Source organism: Deltaproteobacteria bacterium HGW-Deltaproteobacteria-6, from assembly GCA_002840435.1.
Taxonomy (GTDB): domain Bacteria; phylum Desulfobacterota; class Syntrophia; order Syntrophales; family Smithellaceae; genus UBA8904.
In genome coordinates, this window is sequence record PHAT01000010.1 from 57,600 (window position 1) to 75,636 (window position 18,037).

Genomic DNA, 18,037 nt, shown 5'->3' on the forward strand with positions numbered 1-18,037 from the left:
TTCTATGAAACCGCGAAGATTCATTTCCCTGATATCGGGAATTGCCCTTTTAATGCTTTTCGCCGGTACCGGGAATGCCACGGCGCCCGTATCGGGAGAAGAGGCCCTTTTTGTTTCGTCCACGCAGCCGGACGCTCTGATTGTATTGGATCTCTCGGGAAGCATGGCATATAATCCGGCGGGTGGATCGGATATATGGGGAAATTCATCGTGTTCCGGGCCTTTTCACTCCAGTTCCGGTGTTGGACATAATGTTGATTGCAGTCGCCTAGCTATCGCCAAACGGGCCATCTTCAAAATTCTCGATGACACGGGCAACGGCACAATTGACAGCCAGGACGAGGGCAGTTTGGGTATCCGCATGGGTTATATGCGGTTATATGACTGCTGCCGAAGCTCCGTTTGCGGTGCTACAGACGCTAATTCTGAGGAACACCGGGGGGTTTACAGCTATACTACCGGTTGCAATCAAATCCCCGGCAGCAGCAATAGCAGAAGGTATATTGGTTCCAAATACAGCCAGATTTATTGCAACAGCAATACGAGTTGCACTGTTTCCAGTACTGGTTCCTATTCAGTGGGCGGGGCCGCGGCCAGCGGCGGCACACCGGCTGCTGTTGCTTTGCATGAGGCCAAGACCTATCTTGATGTCCATAAGGCGGCCGACGCCGCCGCCGCCTGCCGGAAAAAATTTGTGATTTTTATTACTGACGGCGCCGACACTTACGTATGCGGCGGCAACGGACAGGAATGCCAGGAAAACCAATATAAGAGGCGTCGGGAAGTCGTTGCCCGGACTAAGGCGCTAGCCGATGCGGGCTACAAGGTATTTGTCATCGGTTTCGGCGCTGCCATGCCTGACTATCAGGAAAGAACGCTCAACTGGATGGCGTATTATGGCGGGACGGACAATCCGAACCAAGCCAATACGGGGAGCGTGACCGGCTTTACACCGGATACGGCTGGAGCCTGCACGGTGGCAACCGATGTTGCGGATGCCACCTGCGAGGGAAGTAATCAGCCCAATTTCAAAGCCAATACCAACGATCCGGGCTATGCAGCTCTATCCGGCTATGCTTTTTTAGCCGCAGACGCCGATCAAGTGTCCACGTCTCTGCAGGCTGCCATCAACATCATCAGGGAAGCCACTTATTCCTTCTCACAGGCCTCGATCCAGTCCTCCCGGACGGCAGATGAGAACTTCGTCTATGAAGGATCCTTCCAGCCCATTAACGGCGACCCCTTCTGGTTCGGGCATCTGCGGAAATATGCAATTACCACGGAGGATGTCAAAAATGCCGCAGGCGTTGTTATCTCACCTGCCGGTTCCGTCGGCGCCATGCTTCTGGATGCGGGAACGGTCCTCCAGTCAACGTCCTATACCAGCAGAAATATTTACACCTGTGTGGGCTGTACCACAACATCGCCGACCACTCTTGCCTCTTACAGCTACACACTGACCGGCTTTTCAACCAGTATTGTCCCGACCTATTTTGGCCTTACCGACGACACATTCACTTCGCAACGGGATGCCATTGTCGGTTACATTCAGGGAAATGCGACATACAATCCGGACAACTGGAAGCTGGGCGATGTTTTCCGATCCACACCCATCACAGTGGGAACGCCGTCGGCTTTTTTTGATGACTTTCGGGATACCAGTTCCAGTTCCGTCACCTGTTGTCCCGACAACAGCACCAAAACGGTTAACGCCTTCGGCGCCCATCGCTGCACCCATTGCCGGACTTCGGCTATCGGCAACCGCCTCATCGTCTCGGGGGCAAACGACGGACAGTTTCACGCTTTCAAAACCAGTGACATGACGGAAGCCTGGAGCTTTGTTCCCCCTAATCTCCTGTCAAAATTAAAAAATATCACGCATGCGGCGGAGCCCACTGCTTTGCTCCACCAGTACTTCGTTGATGGTCCCGTTTCCGGCGCCGATGTCTGGCTGGGCAGTGGTACCGGCACGTCCAAATCTGCTGCGGACTGGAAGACCCTTCTAGTTTTCGGCGAAGGCAGAGGCAGCACGGACCGCCTCTGGAGCTCCGCTGCAGACTGCGCTTCCGGTTTATCCCCGACCTACAGCGCTACCTATCCCAATTACTGCGGCTATTATGCCCTTGACCTGAACGATTCGCTGAACCCGAGGTATATGTGGCGTTTGAATGGCTTCGACGCGACGACTCAGGCGCCCTATATGGGGGAATCCTGGAGCAAGATGTTCATGGGACGCATCCTGACGAAGTCCGGCTCGACCGTGACGGAAAAATGGGTCGGCTTTCTGGGCGCCGGCTACAATGCAAACGCTTGTCCTTCAAACGGCACCTGTGACGACAAAAGGGGGAAGGGGTTTTATGTCGTGGATTTGAGCAATGGTCAGATCCTGTGGAGTTTTACCCATACAAGCGACACTGCTTCTAATACCCGGAGCCCGTCAATGAGATACAGCTTTCCGGCGCCGCCTTCCATTGTGGATTCGGATAATGACGGGTTTATCGATACGGCCTATATCGGCGATCTGGGCGGCAATATGTGGCGCTTTAAATTCTGTACGAGGGCGATGCTTGATGCCGGAAGCTGCGGCACTTCCGATTGGCAAGGGACGATCTTTGTCGATTCCTCCAGCGGCAGCATCCGGCCGATCCATACCGGCGCCGCCGTTGCGCGTGATGCACTGGGAAACATGTGGGTTTTCTATGGCACGGGAGATAAAGTTGATCCCACGGCTTCCAACGCCCAGGAGTATTTTTATGCCGTTAAGGATATCGATCGGACATCGACTATCAACGGCGTTTCCAGCATCGATCAAATCGTCACTGCCAGCCAGGTGTACGACGCAACTAACAAGCCTACAGGGTACCGCATCAGTTTGCCCGGGAGCGGCCAGAAGATTCTCGCGGAACCGACCGTATTCGGCGGCGTTGCCTATTTTACGAGCTTTACACCCGGCCAGACAAATGATCCCTGCAATCAGGCAGGCGTCGCATCTCTCAACGCGGTCAATTTCACGACAGGCGCAGGAGTCTTTAACACGACGAATCCCCGTCAGATGGATATCGGTACCGGAATCGCCTCGGCGCCCATTCTCTCTCTGAAACCGACCGGCGTAAGCGGATCGGCCGCAGACCTCTATGTCACGGTCAGCGGCGGGGGGGCCAGTTCGTCCAGCACCCAGAAAATAAATTTCGATCCGCCGGGGGTCTCCAACCGCACGAACATGATTTACTGGAAGGACAGGCGTATCGAGTAAGCCGTTGTTCAATAATAACTGTAACATTTTGATATCATAACCGGCATAAGGGGCCGTAACGAAATGGATAGAAATATAACAGTCTTGCCACCCGCATGGGTGGTTATTTCTTAAAGGCCCCTAAGCAAACAGATGTGTTAAAAAAATTACCGACATAAGAACAGTAGATGGATACTGTTTGCAATGACAAGCGGCTAATGATAAAAGCCGCTTGTCATTTTTTTTGTAAGAAAGGTTATTACACTGTCCATGAAGAACAAACTTGCTCTCCTGATCGCCAATTCTGTAGCAGCCTGCACGCAAAAGGGTCTGCTGCCGGACGTGAATCTGCCGCAAATTGAAATCGAAGTGCCGGCCAATCCGGAGCATGGCGACTATGCCTCCAATGTAGCCATGATTCTGGCGTCCCAGGCCAAACAAAATCCCCGGAAGATTGCGCAGGCTATCCAGGAAAACCTGACCGATCCGGAAGGAATCATCGAAAAAGCACAAATTGCCGGTCCCGGCTTTTTGAATTTTATGATTAAAGACGATTTGTGGCGGAAAATTCTGCAAAATATTCTGGATCAGAAGGAAAGGTACGGCTGCCTGAATATCGGACGGGGAAAGAGAGTTCAGGTGGAGTTTGTCAGCGCCAATCCCACGGGCCCCTTGCACATCGGCCATGCCCGCGGTGCCGTGGTCGGTGATGTCCTGACTAATCTTCTTCAAACCTCCGGTTACTGTGTCACCAAAGAATATTATATCAATGATGCCGGCAATCAGATGAACAATCTGGGAAAATCGGTGCTGTACCGATATCGGGAGCTTTTAGGAGAAAAAATCGAGTTTCCCGAAAATTGCTATCGAGGCGATTATATTAAAGATGTTTCGGCGGATATCATCAAAAAAGAAGGAAATCGCTATCTGACCCGACCCGAAGAAGAGACGGTTCCGTATTTCAACGGTATTGCCGGCGGCGTTATCCTGGAAGAAATCAAACAGGATTTGAAGGATTTCGGCGTGACCTTCGATTTTTATTTCAGTGAAAAGGAATTATACAAAGATAACGGCGTGAGTAATCTTTTGTCCTCTTTACAGCAACAGGGTGTTATTTATTCGGACGGCGAAACATTATGGTTTAAAACAACCGCCTACGGCGATGAAAAAGACCGCGTCGTTATCCGCAAAAACGGTGATCCGACTTATTTTGCCGCTGATATCGCCTATCATCAAAATAAATTTGCCCGCGGCTTTGATATCCTGATTGATATCTGGGGCGCGGATCATCACGGGTACATGCCCCGCCTCTGGGCCGCCATTCAGGCGCTGGGGTATGAGAAAAACGATCTGAAGATCATTCTGGTGCAGCTGGTGAATCTGCTGCGGGCGGGCGAGCCGGTGGCAATGTCCACAAGGTCCGGTGAATTTGTAACGCTGCGTGAAGTACTCGACGAGGTGGGAAAAGACGCAGCCCGCTATAATTTTCTGATGCGCCGGTCGGACAGCCATCTGGATTTCGACCTGGAAGTCGCGAAAAAGCAATCCAATGAAAATCCGGTCTTCTATGTCCAGTATGCGCATGCCCGAATCTGCAGTATTATCCGGATGGCCGTTGAGCGGGGTATGGCATTACCCGCTTATGAAAATATTAATCCATCGCTTCTGATCGAACCGGAAGAAAGATCTTTGATTAAAATGATGGCGTGCTATCCTGAAATGCTGGAAGGCGCGGCAAAGTCGCTGGAGGTTCACCGCGTTACTTTCTATCTGAATGAACTGGCCGGTGTTTTTCACAGCTACTACAATAAGAATAAAGTTGTGACGGAAGATGCGGCGCTTTCAGCCGCGCGGCTGGTTCTGGTCGATGCGGTGCGTATTGTGCTGGCGAACGCACTGAAAATATTAGGTGTCAATGCGCCGGAGAAGATGTGAGAGGCAGGAAATGGGTACCGGTAATATTAAAAAATTTGAATTGAAACTTGGAAAGACGGGTTTGATTATTGTTATCGGCGGGATGACCGCTCTGTTGTGCCTTTCATTTGTCCTGGGCGTCGGGGTCGGTAAAAACATCGATACCTATCCCGAAAAGATTTCTTCCATGCCGCAACAGGTTCTGGCTTTGTTCTGGCGGCCGGCCAAAGTTTCCAGCGGACAAAAAGTTGTGGAGAGCAAGGACGCTCAGCCTGATAAAAGCAGCATGGATCTGACATTTCATAATGCCCTGACCAGTCCGAAGACGCCGTCGATGCCGCCTGCAGGCAAGCAGGCTGTCGTAGCGGATCAAAAAGTAACGCCGCAAACAATACCGGTGCCATTACCCAAAAATAAAAAAGCGGTTTCATCAGAAGAAGATGTTATAGGACAAAAAATTCTGGACAGAGAAAAATCGCTGGAAGAAAACAAATCAAGGAATAAAGAGGTTTCAGCTGTTGCGCCTCCGGTACGGGCTTTATTTTTCATCCAGGTGGCGTCTCTCAAGGATAAGGTCAAAGCCAATCAGATTCATAAAACAGTTGCCGCGATGGGTTATCCATCAAAAGTTTTGAAAATGGACATTAAAGAGAAGGGAATATGGTATCGCGTGCTTGCCACGGGCTTTGAAACGAAGACACAGGCGCAGACCGCCGCAGACAGGATTTCTAAAAAAGTTAAGGTAAAGTGTATTGTTCGGACTGTCGGTTCGAATACGGATAAGAATGAATAAAAGGTTTGGACTATGTTTGAAAGTTTAGCGGAAAAACTCGAAGGTATTTTTAAGAAACTCAAGGGTCGTGGCGTCCTCAATGAGGAAAATGTCAATGCCGCGCTCAAGGAAATCCGGATGGCGCTTCTGGAAGCCGATGTAAACTTCAAGGTCGTCAAGGATTTTATAGAAGATGTGCGGTTGCGCGCCGTCGGCAGGGACGTGCTCGAGAGCATTACACCGGGACAGCAGGTGGTCAAGATCGTCCATGACCGTCTGGTCGAACTGATGGGGAGCACAAGCGCCAATATCAAATTCGGATCACGGATTCCCGCTCCGATCATGCTGGTCGGTTTGCAGGGGTGCGGAAAAACGACAACGGCCGCTAAACTGGCGCGGCTTCTGTCCAGAGAAAAAAAGGTCTATCTGGTATCCGCTGACGTCTATCGTCCGGCGGCGATAGAGCAGCTGGCTGTTTTGGGACGGCAGATTAAAGCGGGAGTATTCGATGCAGGTGATCTCCGCGATCCTGTCAAGATATGTGTTGAAGCGGTTGAACAGGCCAAAAAAGAAGGTTACGAGGTGGTTATCATTGATACCGCCGGGCGATTGCATATTGATGATCTGTTGATGGAAGAGCTCATGCGGATTAAGAACGAGGTCAATCCGGCGGAAATTCTTTATGTGGCGGACGCCATGACCGGCCAGGATGCGGTTAATGTCGGCTTAAAATTTAATGAGCTGATCGGGATTGACGGCGTGATCATGACCAAAATGGACGGCGACGCACGCGGCGGAGCAGCCCTTTCATTGAAAGCTGTTGTCGGCAAACCCCTGAAATTTGTCGGGATCGGTGAAAAAATTGACGCGCTGGAGGTGTTTCATCCGGAGAGGATGGCTTCCCGGATTCTGGGCATGGGGGACATTCTGTCACTGGTGGAAAAAGCCCAGGCCACCATTGATGAGAAATCCGCCCGGGAGATGGAACAAAGCCTGCGCAAAGGTGATTTTACGCTGGAGGATTTTCGCAATCAGCTCCGGCAAATCAAAAAAATGGGTTCAGTAAAGGATATGGTGGGGATGATTCCGGGCATGAGCAAAATCAAAGCGCTCAAGGGCGTTGAACCGGATGAAAGGGAACTGGTTAAAACGATGGCGATTATCGATTCCATGACCAAAAAAGAACGTAGCAACTATCTGATCATTGATGGGCGCAGGCGCAAAAGAATCGCTTTGGGCAGCGGCACCATGGTTCAGGACGTCAATCGGCTCTTGAAAAATTACATAGAGATTCGTAAAATGATGAAAAAAATAAATCAAAAAGGCGGGATAAAATCTTTGATGAGGAATTTTCCCTTTTAAAATCAAATAAACTATGATAGAAAAAAACCATATCACTATTTTTTATGAAGGAGGTTTTAAGTAAAACTAAATGGCAGTTAAAATAAGACTAACTCGTATGGGCGCTAAAGGCAAACCATTTTACCGTATTGTAGCAGCGGATAAGGAATATCCCCGCGATGGAAGATTTTTAGAAATATTAGGGAATTATGATCCCAAAAAAAATCCCGCAGAAATAACTTTAAAAGAAGATCGCGTTCGCGATTGGTTGTCCAAGGGAGCTAAACCGACGCTGACCGTTTCTCATTTATTGAAAACTAAAGGCATTGAAGCCAGCGTTAAATAGCCAAACTGTTGCGTTATTAGTAAAGGTATGAGACGACGCGTTTTAAAGCCTCACATCGTTTAAATTTATTCAGGCAGTGCGAATATTGAAGCGAATTTTCCAGATGCGTTAACCAAAACCAGTGGAGGTGCTGACGATGAAGGAATTGATCAAGTATATCTCTCAATCTTTAGTTGATAATCCCGACAAAGTGGAAGTAACTGAAGTCATCGGTGAGCAAACGTCCGTCATTGAGTTGCGTGTGGCAAAGGAAGATTTAGGAAAAGTTATCGGAAAGCAGGGAAGAACCGCTAAGGCTATCCGCACGATTTTGAGTGCGACGTCTGCCAAGGTGCATAAACGGGCGGTTCTGGAAATTATTGAATAGCGATGGATCTTTTTGTATTTGGGAAGATCGTCAAAACGCATGGTCTTCGCGGCTGTCTTAAAGTTCTGTCTTTTCTGGAATCACAAAATATTTTGGACGGACTTGATTTTATTTATCTGGAATCAAAGTCCGGCCGAAAAAGCCGTCATGAAGTTAAAAAGATAAATCCTTCCGGGAAATTTCTCTTTCTTGAATTGAAAGATGTTGTGGATGTGGACAAAGCGCAGGAGTTTGTGGGGGCGTCGTTGTCATTTCCACGGGATTTGCTTGAAGTTCTGCCGGATGATGAATATTACTGGCAGGACATCATCGGACTTGACGCCTATACAATGGAAGGTCGCCATCTGGGCCGGATCGAGTCAATATTCCCAACAGGGAGTAATGATGTTTATGTTTGCCGGGGAGATGATGGAGAAATTCTCATTCCGGCAATTGCCGATGCCATCATGCGGATAGACCTTGAAGGACGCAGAATAACCGTAAAACTGCTGGAAGGCCTTTAACCGTGATCCGATTTGATATTTTGTCTGTTTTCCCGGAAATGTTGCATTCCCCCCTCCAATTCAGTCTTTTGAAAAAAGCCCAGGAAAAGGGGCTGATCGAAATCGGTCTGCATGATATTCGCGATTGGGCGGAAGACAAGCATCACATGACCGATGATGCTCCCTATGGCGGCGGATGCGGGATGGTGATGAAAGTTGAACCGGTGGAGCGGGCGTTGGCGGCGGTGAAGCGCACGGATGTTCAGTCGCTGGTGATTTTGATGACCCCTCAGGGTGAAAAGTTCAGTCAGAAAATCGCCTCCGAGCTTTCGGAAAAAAAACACCTCATTTTAATTTGCGGACGTTACGAAGGATTTGATGAGAGAATCAGACAACATCTGGCAGACCGGGAAATATCCATCGGTGATTATATTTTAACGGGAGGGGAACTTTCCTCACTGGTAGTCGTCGATGCGGTCTCCCGCTTGATTCCCGGCGTCCTGGGAAACGATGAATCCGCAACGACGGAATCTTTTTCAGGAGGACTTCTGGAATATCCGCAATATACGAGGCCTGCCGAATATAAAGGATGGTGTGTTCCCGATGTGCTGGTTTCCGGAAATCACGCGCAGATTGAACAGTGGCGAAGGATCGAAGCGCTTAAAAGGACCTGGCGCAGAAGGCCGGATTTACTTGAAAAAATAGAATTATCCGGAGAGGATGAAAAGAAATTGGAAAAAATTAAGCTGGATCAGATATAAAGTCTTGATTTTCAGACGGGTTTGCGGTATTTAGGTCAACTTTTTTTATCGGGGTAAATGGTTTCTAATGAAAGATCAGTCCCCAAAGTGAATATGCTTTATATCGCTCTTTTACATTATCCGGTGATTAATAAAGAAGGCAAAGTGGTTGCCACAGCCATTGCCAATATGGATATTCACGACATCGCCCGAACGGCGAAAACATTCGGGGTGGAGAGATTTTATGTGATTAATCCGATAGCGGCTCAGCGCCTCTTGGCAGGCCACATCACAAGCCACTGGCGGGAAGGTTATGGCGCAGGATTCAATCCGTCCAGAAAAGACGCTTTTGAAAAGGTGAGCATCAAATCTGATTTGAATGAAGTGCTTGCCGAAATTTCTGCAGAGAATGGATGCAAACCGCAAATTATTGTCACGGGGGCTAACTTTCAGGGAGAGGTCTTAACATGTGTTAAACTGAAAGAAGCCCTTGAAAGTAATCGATTGCCTTATCTTTTAATTTTTGGTACAGGGTCCGGCATTGCACAGGAAGTAATTGATCTGGCGGATTATCGCCTTGAGCCGATCAGAGGGAAGGACGGTTATAATCATCTGGCGGTAAGGTCCGCCGTTGCCGTTATTCTGGACAGGGTTGTAGAAATATCATAAAAAAATATTGCGAGTGTCGCGGGAGGAAATATAAAATGAATGTTTTGGAAATGATTGAAAAAGAACAGATGAGAGGGGATATTCCCGCTTTTAAAACGGGTGATACCGTTAAAGTATATGTGCGCATCATCGAAGGTCAGAAACAGAGAATTCAGGCTTTTGAAGGTGTTGTGATCCGCAAACGCCGCGGCAACAGCCGGGCGAATTTCACCGTCAGAAAAGTTTCCTATGGTATTGGTGTAGAAAGAACATTTCCCATGCATTCGCCGGTTATTGACCGTGTTGAAGTCGTGACCAGGGGCTTGGTGCGCCGTTCACGTCTGTATTATTTGAGAAACCTCAGAGGCAAAAAAGCAAGAATCAAGGAAGCGGCCAACAACTAAGACTGCTCCATCTTTGCTGCAAACATGCGTGGCTTGCCATGAGGGCGCCTTGATTTGAGGATCGTTATGCGCCGGGTCATTCGTTCAGGTATGGATGAAGCCCGGCGGATGATATCGCACAGGTCTTAATCAGGCAGAAAGGCTCCTTCATCTTTTTGCGATGAATACATTCGAAAAGCTTGCTTATGATGAAGGCTACCGATGCATCGCGGGCGTTGACGAAGCAGGTCGAGGACCGCTGGCCGGACCTGTTGTCGCCGCGGCAGTCATCTTTCCTCCCCATTATCAAAACTCCGAAATTAATGATTCTAAAAAACTAACCTCCCGCAAAAGGGATGAACTCTACAAGGTCATCCTGAGTGAGGCCGTCGGCGTCGGGGTGGGGGTCGCTGAAGCCGATGTGATAGACCGGATCAATATTCTCCAGGCGTCGCTTCAGGCGATGTATGAAGCGGTTCTCGAGCTTTCGGTTTCTCCCGATTTTCTCCTGGTCGACGGTTTATACACCATTGCAGTCAACGCGCCGCAGAAGGCGCTGGTGAAAGGTGATTCGCTGAGCATGTCCATTGCCGCGGCGTCCATCATTGCAAAGGTGTCGCGGGACAGAATTATGGAGATCTATCACCGCCAGTTTCCTCAATACAATTTTCTGCAAAACAAGGGATACGGCACCGCCGAGCATCGAAAAATTCTTCGAGAAATCGGTATGTGTAAAATCCATCGCCGGTCGTTTCATCTTAAAAATGAAGATATTCATCAAACCATCCTGGACTGGTCCTGATGAACGAAGAAAAAGACAGAGGGAAAATAGCCACAGGAAAAAAGGGAGAAAACCTTGCCGCTGATTTTTTGAAAAAAAGCGGCTATAAGATCGTTGAAGTCAATTATCGTTGCCCGATCGGTGAAATCGATATTGTGGCCCGGGATCAGAAAGAGATGGTTTTTGTGGAAGTCAAAGCCAGAAAATCCAGTGCGCTGGGTTATCCCGAGGAGGCGGTGGGTATCAAAAAACAGAAAAAAATGTCACAACTGGCCCGTTGGTATCTTCAGGAAAAAAAAATAAACGACACCGATGCCCGTTTTGATGTAGTGGCCATCCTGATGCTGCCTTCCGGCAACGACATTCGTCTGATCAGGAACGCTTTCGATTTTATCTCATTTTAAAATATTACCCCGGTTCTAAATCAAAGATGATATCGCGGCGGCTAGGAGGAGGCGACGAGGCGTATTAGCTATACGTTGAGGAAGCCGACGACAACGCCAACAAAGATAGCGCTTTGATTTAGAATCGGGATTAAAGACGGCTCAAGGCCGGCTTCCCGATAGGAAACACATTAAAACCTATTTCAAAACACTTTTGCTGATCGATGATATTGCGGCCGTCAAAGATAAACGCCGGTTTGATCATCGATTTGTATATTTTACGGTAATCCAGTTTGCGATATAGATCCCAATCGGTCATGATGGCCAGTGCATGACAGCCCGCGGCTGCGCGGTAGGGATCTTCAATATAGCTGATTTTCCCGTCAACCTGTGCCATGTCAATGGCGGCATTGGTGAGCGCTTTGGGATCGGAAATAACCACTTCGGCATGTTCCGCCAGCAGCTTGCATGCAATATTGATCGCCGGGCTTTCACGCGTGTCCCCGGTATCCGCCTTGAAGGCAAAACCCAATATACAGATTTTCTTTCCGGCCAGCGTGTTAAACATGGCATTCAGGATAGTCTGAATAAACCGTTCCTGCTGATATTCATTGATCTTGACGACGCTTTCCCAATAAGCGGCAACTTCCGGCAGACCGTAATAACTGCAGAGATAGACAAGATTTAAAATGTCTTTTTTGAAGCAGGAACCGCCAAAACCGATGCCGGCTTTGAGAAACTTACCGCCAATGCGGCTGTCCATGCCGACAGCTCTCGCGACTTCGGATATGTCGGCATCCGCTTTCTCGCAGAGAGCGGATATGGAATTGATTGATGAGACTCGCTGCGCCAGAAAAGCGTTGGCAACCAGTTTGGATAATTCCGAACTCCAGATATTGGATGTGATAATTCTTTCCGGGGAAATCCAGCGCGCGTATATTTCCACCAGTTCCGCGCGGGCTTTGAGTCCTGTTCTGGTTTCCCGGGACCCGATCAGGACGCGGTCGGGATTTTCCAGGTCGCCAATGGCTGTTCCTTCCGCCATGAATTCAGGATTGGAAAGCACCTCGAAGGTGATCTTACCTTTCCCGGATGCCAGTATCCGCTCCATGGCCAGGGCTGTTTTTACCGGCAGGGTGCTTTTCTCAATGACGATTTTTGAAGATTGGGAATTTTCCAGAATCAGTCTGGCCGTTTTTTCCCAGTATTGCAGGTCGGCGGCCATGCCTGCGCCCGTTCCGAACGTTTTAGTCGGTGTATTAACGCTGACAAAGATAATATCATTTTCTTTAATCTGATGTTCGATGTCTTTTGTAAAAAATAAATTTTTGCCGCGTGTTTTCCGGACGATTTCATCGAGTCCCGGTTCATAGACGGGAAGCTGACTGGAATTCCAGGCGTCGATTCGCTGATGGTTAATATCTACGACAGTGATTTTGTAGTCAGGACATTTGCAGGCAATCATGGCCATCGAAGGAGCGCCGACATAACCTGCCCCGATACAAAGAATTTTCTTTTTGAATTTCATGTTTCCAGATTATCCCTTCACTTTTTTTAAGAAGATTTTAAGATGTCGCGAAAATATTGAATGGTCGTGGCCAAACCCTGCGTGAGCGCGATCTTCGGTTGCCAGCCCAATTTGGTTTCCGCAAGCGCAATATCGGGCCTGCGCTGGGCCGGGTCATCCGCGGGGAGTGGTTGAAAATCGATTTTTGAGCTGCTGCCCGTTAAATCGATGATCGTCCGGGCTAATTGCAGGATGGTGAATTCACCGGGGTTGCCGATATTAACCGGTCCATAAAAATCATCGGCGGAGTTCATCATCCTGATTAACCCGTCAATCAAATCATCGCAATAACAGAATGAACGGGTATGATTTCCGTTTCCGTAAATGGTGATATCTTTGCCTTGGAGCGCCTGAATAATAAAATTGCTGACGACGCGTCCGTCATTAACGGCCATGCGCGGCCCATAGGTATTGAAGATGCGGACGATTTTGGTGTTGACGGCATTTTGCCGGCGGTAGTCCATCATCAGGCATTCAGCGGCTCTTTTGCCTTCGTCGTAACAGCTGCGGATCCCGATGGGATTGACGCGTCCCCAATAGGATTCCGTTTGAGGATGGACATCCGGATCACCATACACTTCCGACGTTGATGCCTGAAGGATTTTCGCTTTGGTTCTTTTGGCAATGCCCAGGACATTGATTGCGCCCATGACATTGGTCTTGATGGTTTTGATGGGATTGAACTGATAATGGACGGGTGAGGCCGGACAGGCCAGATTGTAAATTTCGTCCACTTCCAGGTAAATGGGATTGATGATATCGTGGCGAATCAGTTCGAAGTGCGGATGACCCATCAGTTGGATGATATTATTCTTACTGCCGGTAAAAAAATTATCCAGACAGACGATGTCGTTTCCTTCTTTTAAAAGCCGTTCACAAAGATGGGAACCTAAAAATCCCGCGCCGCCGGTAATTAATATTCGTTTCATTACTTCCAACTGTCATTCATGGTAGTATTTTATTATTTTCTTTGCTATTAAAGCCGAAACAAGTCATGGATGTCAACAACAAAAAGTGCTTGAAGATAATTGTATGAACAAAAGCGCAGGTGAAAAGCAGGGGACCCTTTACATGGTGGCTACTCCAATCGGCAACCTGGAGGATATTACCCTGCGGGCGCTTCGCATATTAAAAGAAGTCGACCTGATCGCCGCGGAAGACACGCGTCATTCCAGAATTCTGCTTTCCGCCTATAACATCAAGACGCCTCTGATCAGCCTGCATGAGCATAATGAGAAGGAAAGAAGCGCACTCGTTGTTTCCAGAATAGAACAGGGGATGAGTGTCGCTTATATTTCTGATGCCGGCACGCCGTGTATTTCCGATCCGGGACACCATCTGGTTAATTTGGCGCTCACCAGCAAAATCAGCGTGGTTCCGGTTCCGGGATCTTCCGCTTTAATTACGGCCTTGTCCGTCTGCGGTTTTCCCGCAGATCAGTTTTCGTTTTACGGATTTTTGCCGCCTAAAGAAAATAAGCGCCGCCGGTTCTTGGAGGCTATCGGGGACGAAGAGAAAACGGTTATATTCTATGAATCCCCAGCCAGAATCATGGAGACGCTGAAAGATGTTTACGACATATTGGGCGACAGGTCAATCGTTGTGGCACGCGAATTGACCAAGGTGTTTGAAGAGATTAAGCGGGGGCGGATTTCAGATATCTTATTACAGGCGCCCCTTGGCAAGGCAAAAGGAGAATTTACAGTCATTCTGCAGGGAGTTTCCCGGATGCCTGTTTCGCTTACGGATGATCAAATTCGGGAAAGTCTCCTGCTGCTATGGGAGGAAAGCCCCATGTCGTTACGTGATGCCGTTGCGGAAGTCGTGCGGCAAACCGGATTATCCAGGAAAAAAATTTACGATATAGCTGTCAAAATTCGCCCGTCCACCCATCGGGATTGACGTCCGGCGCCCTGCATATATTGCTTGAAGAGTTGCCTGCACTATGGTAACTCCATGGCAAAATCAATAGAAAACTAATAATTCTATTAGCGTGGCGCGGGTCAGTGGAGAGCAAAAAAATGGTTGAAGATACCGGGACAGTTCAGGATAAGAAAATTTACGAACTGACCGAAATAGTCGATGACCGGGATGGACAAAATCGTAATCTGCCGGATGGAAAAAAATCCCAACCCGTTATTGTGGTTGATGGCCGAGGATATGAACGTGTTAAATCGAATGGCCATCATATCCATGATCTGACGGATGTTGTCGAGGATGTTCCTTCAGTCGATCAGATAAACGAAGCGGTCCTGAGACGGGCGTCGGAAATCATCGAAAAAATTGCGCGGGAAATTGTTCCCGATATTGCCGAACGAGTGATAAGAGAAGAAATAGAAAAAATAAAGGGAATGGGTAAAGATCATTCTGCCAAACAGGATTAGGTTATGAGAAAAAACCTTTTACTGATATTTCTTTTACTGATAGTGCCTTTCCCTGATTCGGCTTATGCCGGCCAGATATTGACCCATTGGAGTATTCAGGTTGAAGGGACCGCTCCGGTCATTAAAAATGATGTCGCCTCTGCCCGTGAAGAGGCTGTTAAAAACGCCCTGGAAAAAGCAATTATACAGGCGGCAGCCAAAATCCTGCCGGATAAATTTGAAGATGAGAAATCCCAGGCCGTGAAAAGCGTTATGATCGATAAAACCGATCGATATGTAAAAAACTATCGGATGATTTCGGAAAACAGACAGCATGATGATTATTCTGTCAAGGTGAATGTTGTAGTGGCGTTAGCGGCGGTCAGGGATGATTTGATGCAAATGGGCCTGCTTCAGAGGCAAGGAGAAAAAGAAAGCCGTTCCGTCACTTTATTTTTAACGAGTGTTAACAAATATTCGGATTTTGCCCGCATAAAAACATTTTTACAAAATCGTCCGAAAATAGTAAAAAGCATCTATCCTTGTCATTTGGAATGGAAACAGGTTCAGTTTGATCTTGCTGTTGTCGGATCTGTCAAAAATCTGGTATCCGAACTTGAAAAAACGGGAAGATATTCACTGGCAGCGCCTGAGAAAAATCAGGGTGGCGCTGAGATTATTTTACAGGTCAAAGAGGAGGTACCATGAAAGTCCATAACATTATTTTTAATTTGTTGATAATATTTTGCTTATGCCTGTTTGCTTGTTCATCGCATGCGCCTGCTGTGTCGAAAAACAATCAAGATCAGAAAGCAGTGAACATTATCGCTCTGTTGCCTGTGGAGAACCATGATGCAGACACGAGGGCTTCAAAAATGCTGCGGACAAAATTATGGAATGAACTCCGCTTTAAAGGTTATCCTCAAATAGCAACTGATTTGATTGACAGTAAGCTGATGCTTTTGACTGGCGGCAAAGAACTAAAAAATAATGATGTTATCCCACCGAAGATGATAGACGAGTTGCTGGGTGCGGATGCCGCTATGTACTGTTCGATGCAGCAGAGTAAGATATCAACAAGATTTTTCTATTCGCCGGTAACTGTTTCTGTCCGATGCGAATTACGCAGCACGAAGACAGGTGAGGCACTTTGGAACGCCCAATACAAATCGACAAACACAAGTTTTGATTTGATTCGTACGAGACTTGAAATGAAAGCCCGCGGGGATTTGGAAGCTTCACTGGAAGAGGTAGTCGGTAAAGTCATGGAAACATTGCCGTATGGACCGAAATTAAGAGGATAATTTCTTGATTTTCGAAGGAACTTTAAGAAAGCCTTTATGAGGGAGATACATAAGGAGAACCCAATGAAAAAATTGATCACAATTATCTCTTCAGCAATTCTGGTGCTGGTTTTTTTCACCGCTGCTCAGGCTAAGCCGCCGGTAACCGTCAAAATGGCAAAAGGACAGGCGCAGATCACTGTGTTGACGGGAAAGGCAGAGGCTGTTTGTGCGGGGCAGAAAGCAGTCCGTTATCTTAAAACCAATGATTCTGTTGCTGCCGGGTGCGAAGTATCGACAGGTGCGGGAAGCCGGTTAGAGATGGTTCTTCCAGATAGAAGTGTTGTTCGTTTTTCAGAAAATACGCAGTTCAAACTTGTCCAGGCTGATATTAAAAATAACGGCAGGCGCGCTGTCGGAATTTCCGTGACAATCGGCAAAATCTGGACGAACGTGCGTAAATCTCTGCCGGGCGGGGGGGATAAATTTGAGATTTCCTGTCAAAATGCCGTCGCCGGCGTTCGTGGAACTATTTACCGCATGGATGTTGAAGTCGACCAGTCTGCGCTGGTAAAAGTATATGATGGCGAGGTCAGTGTGGCAGGTGCTTCCAGGAAGCAGCCCTCGGCCGTTTCCGCTGTCGGACCGCCCAAGCCCGTTGCCGGGCCAAGTGTGATTGAAGGTCCCAAACCCGTGTCGATGGAGCAGTGGGTGTACATTGTTAAGTCGATGCAGCAGATTCGTGTTGCCTCTGATGGTAAACCCCAAAAACCTGAAGATTTTACGGAAGCGTCTGAGCAGATGGACAGTTGGGTAAACTGGAATAAGAGCAGAGATAAAAAAACCGAAGACATGCAACAGCGCTGAACGATAGATGAATATACCAAATTTTTTATCATTACTGCGGATTATCCTGGTTCCTGTATTTGTCATTTTTCTGATTCAGATGGAATATGATAAGGCACTGGTAACTTTTGTGGTGGCGGGACTTACCGACGCTCTGGACGGGACACTGGCCCGTTTGCTGAACTGTCAGACAACCTTGGGCGCATATCTTGATCCTATCGCGGATAAATTTCTGCTGGTCACCAGTTTTGTGACGCTGGCAATCTTCGGTCTTATCCCGGGATGGCTGGCCGTTATTGTCATCAGCCGTGATTTTATTATTCTATTGGGCATAGCTATTTTGGCTTTAATGTCAGTTTCTTACGAGATAAAACCGGCTGTTGTCGGTAAAATTACAACAGCTTTGCAGGTGGCTACCATTTTCCTCGCTTTGCTTTACAAATCGGTTACCCATGACTTCGCGTATTACTGGATTACCGCCCTTTGCTGGACTACGGCTTTATTTACCGTTATTTCCGGTTTGGTTTACATTATGCGCGGGATCCGGATATTGAATAAATCCGAAGTCGAAGAGGTTAAAAAATAAGAT

20 protein-coding genes are annotated in these 18,037 nt (G+C 47.9%); 18 read left to right on the plus strand and 2 right to left on the minus strand.

Annotated features, from left to right (window positions below):
* Positions 1-4: 4 nt before the first annotated feature.
* The 12 genes from CVU71_17625 (at position 5) to CVU71_17680 (ending at position 11,410) form a co-directional block, all read left to right on the plus strand.
* Entirely contained in the window at positions 5-3,253 is a 3,249-nt protein-coding gene (locus tag CVU71_17625; protein ID PKN17115.1) for a hypothetical protein, read from the plus strand.
* A 249-nt stretch (positions 3,254-3,502) separates the two neighbouring features.
* On the plus strand, positions 3,503-5,167 hold the full coding sequence (locus tag CVU71_17630; GenBank protein ID PKN17116.1) for an arginine--tRNA ligase: 1,665 nt from the start codon (positions 3,503-3,505) through the stop codon (positions 5,165-5,167).
* On the plus strand, positions 5,148-5,939 hold the full coding sequence (locus CVU71_17635; GenBank protein ID PKN17117.1) for a hypothetical protein: 792 nt from the start codon (positions 5,148-5,150) through the stop codon (positions 5,937-5,939). Before CVU71_17630 ends, CVU71_17635 begins: the two co-directional genes overlap by 20 nt.
* Before the next feature lie 12 nt (positions 5,940-5,951).
* Positions 5,952-7,280 carry a signal recognition particle protein gene (locus CVU71_17640; protein ID PKN17118.1) on the plus strand — a complete coding sequence of 443 codons (1,329 nt, stop codon included), beginning with the start codon at positions 5,952-5,954 and terminating at the stop codon, positions 7,278-7,280.
* Between the two features lie 70 nt (positions 7,281-7,350).
* On the plus strand, positions 7,351-7,605 hold the full coding sequence (locus CVU71_17645; protein PKN17119.1) for a 30S ribosomal protein S16: 255 nt from the start codon (positions 7,351-7,353) through the stop codon (positions 7,603-7,605).
* Positions 7,606-7,741: 136 nt separating this feature from the next.
* Positions 7,742-7,972, plus strand: a complete 231-nt coding sequence (locus tag CVU71_17650) for an RNA-binding protein (GenBank protein ID PKN17120.1) — start codon at positions 7,742-7,744, stop codon at positions 7,970-7,972.
* A gap of 2 nt (positions 7,973-7,974) precedes the next feature.
* Positions 7,975-8,475, plus strand: coding sequence for a 16S rRNA processing protein RimM (gene rimM, locus CVU71_17655; protein ID PKN17121.1), 501 nt, complete (start codon positions 7,975-7,977; stop codon positions 8,473-8,475).
* Between the two features lie 5 nt (positions 8,476-8,480).
* Positions 8,481-9,215, plus strand: coding sequence for a tRNA (guanosine(37)-N1)-methyltransferase TrmD (locus tag CVU71_17660; protein ID PKN17158.1), 735 nt, complete (start codon positions 8,481-8,483; stop codon positions 9,213-9,215).
* A gap of 87 nt (positions 9,216-9,302) precedes the next feature.
* The gene (locus CVU71_17665; GenBank protein PKN17122.1) at positions 9,303-9,863 is read left to right on the plus strand and encodes a hypothetical protein; all 561 of its coding nucleotides are present in this window, start codon (positions 9,303-9,305) and stop codon (positions 9,861-9,863) included.
* Positions 9,864-9,898: 35 nt separating this feature from the next.
* The gene (locus CVU71_17670; GenBank protein ID PKN17123.1) at positions 9,899-10,246 is read left to right on the plus strand and encodes a 50S ribosomal protein L19; all 348 of its coding nucleotides are present in this window, start codon (positions 9,899-9,901) and stop codon (positions 10,244-10,246) included.
* Positions 10,247-10,406: 160 nt separating this feature from the next.
* Positions 10,407-11,027 (plus strand): ribonuclease HII, encoded by a 621-nt coding sequence (locus tag CVU71_17675; GenBank protein PKN17124.1) that lies wholly within the window; start codon positions 10,407-10,409, stop codon positions 11,025-11,027.
* The gene (locus CVU71_17680) at positions 11,027-11,410 is read left to right on the plus strand and encodes a YraN family protein (GenBank protein ID PKN17125.1); all 384 of its coding nucleotides are present in this window, start codon (positions 11,027-11,029) and stop codon (positions 11,408-11,410) included. Before CVU71_17675 ends, CVU71_17680 begins: the two co-directional genes overlap by 1 nt.
* A 130-nt stretch (positions 11,411-11,540) precedes the next feature.
* Here CVU71_17680 and CVU71_17685 read toward each other — a convergent pair whose 3' ends face one another.
* On the minus strand, positions 11,541-12,917 hold the full coding sequence (locus CVU71_17685; protein ID PKN17126.1) for a nucleotide sugar dehydrogenase: 1,377 nt from the start codon (positions 12,915-12,917) through the stop codon (positions 11,541-11,543).
* Between the two features lie 26 nt (positions 12,918-12,943).
* Entirely contained in the window at positions 12,944-13,885 is a 942-nt protein-coding gene (locus tag CVU71_17690) for an NAD-dependent dehydratase (protein ID PKN17127.1), read from the minus strand.
* Positions 13,886-13,988: 103 nt separating this feature from the next.
* Between CVU71_17690 and rsmI the strand changes: the two genes are divergently transcribed.
* The 6 genes from rsmI (at position 13,989) to CVU71_17720 (ending at position 18,034) form a co-directional block, all read left to right on the plus strand.
* Complete coding sequence (rsmI, locus tag CVU71_17695) at positions 13,989-14,858, plus strand: 16S rRNA (cytidine(1402)-2'-O)-methyltransferase (GenBank protein ID PKN17128.1); 870 nt, start codon at positions 13,989-13,991, stop codon at positions 14,856-14,858.
* Between the two features lie 119 nt (positions 14,859-14,977).
* Positions 14,978-15,340 (plus strand): hypothetical protein, encoded by a 363-nt coding sequence (locus CVU71_17700; GenBank protein PKN17129.1) that lies wholly within the window; start codon positions 14,978-14,980, stop codon positions 15,338-15,340.
* 3 nt (positions 15,341-15,343) lie between these two features.
* Positions 15,344-16,027 carry a hypothetical protein gene (locus CVU71_17705; protein PKN17130.1) on the plus strand — a complete coding sequence of 228 codons (684 nt, stop codon included), beginning with the start codon at positions 15,344-15,346 and terminating at the stop codon, positions 16,025-16,027.
* Positions 16,024-16,623 carry a hypothetical protein gene (locus CVU71_17710; protein ID PKN17131.1) on the plus strand — a complete coding sequence of 200 codons (600 nt, stop codon included), beginning with the start codon at positions 16,024-16,026 and terminating at the stop codon, positions 16,621-16,623. The genes CVU71_17705 and CVU71_17710 overlap by 4 nt, the downstream gene beginning before the upstream one ends.
* Positions 16,624-16,659: 36 nt before the next feature.
* Positions 16,660-17,469 (plus strand): hypothetical protein, encoded by an 810-nt coding sequence (locus CVU71_17715; protein PKN17132.1) that lies wholly within the window; start codon positions 16,660-16,662, stop codon positions 17,467-17,469.
* A 7-nt stretch (positions 17,470-17,476) separates the two neighbouring features.
* Positions 17,477-18,034, plus strand: a complete 558-nt coding sequence (locus CVU71_17720) for a CDP-diacylglycerol--glycerol-3-phosphate 3-phosphatidyltransferase (protein PKN17133.1) — start codon at positions 17,477-17,479, stop codon at positions 18,032-18,034.
* The last annotated feature ends 3 nt before the right edge of the window (positions 18,035-18,037 follow it).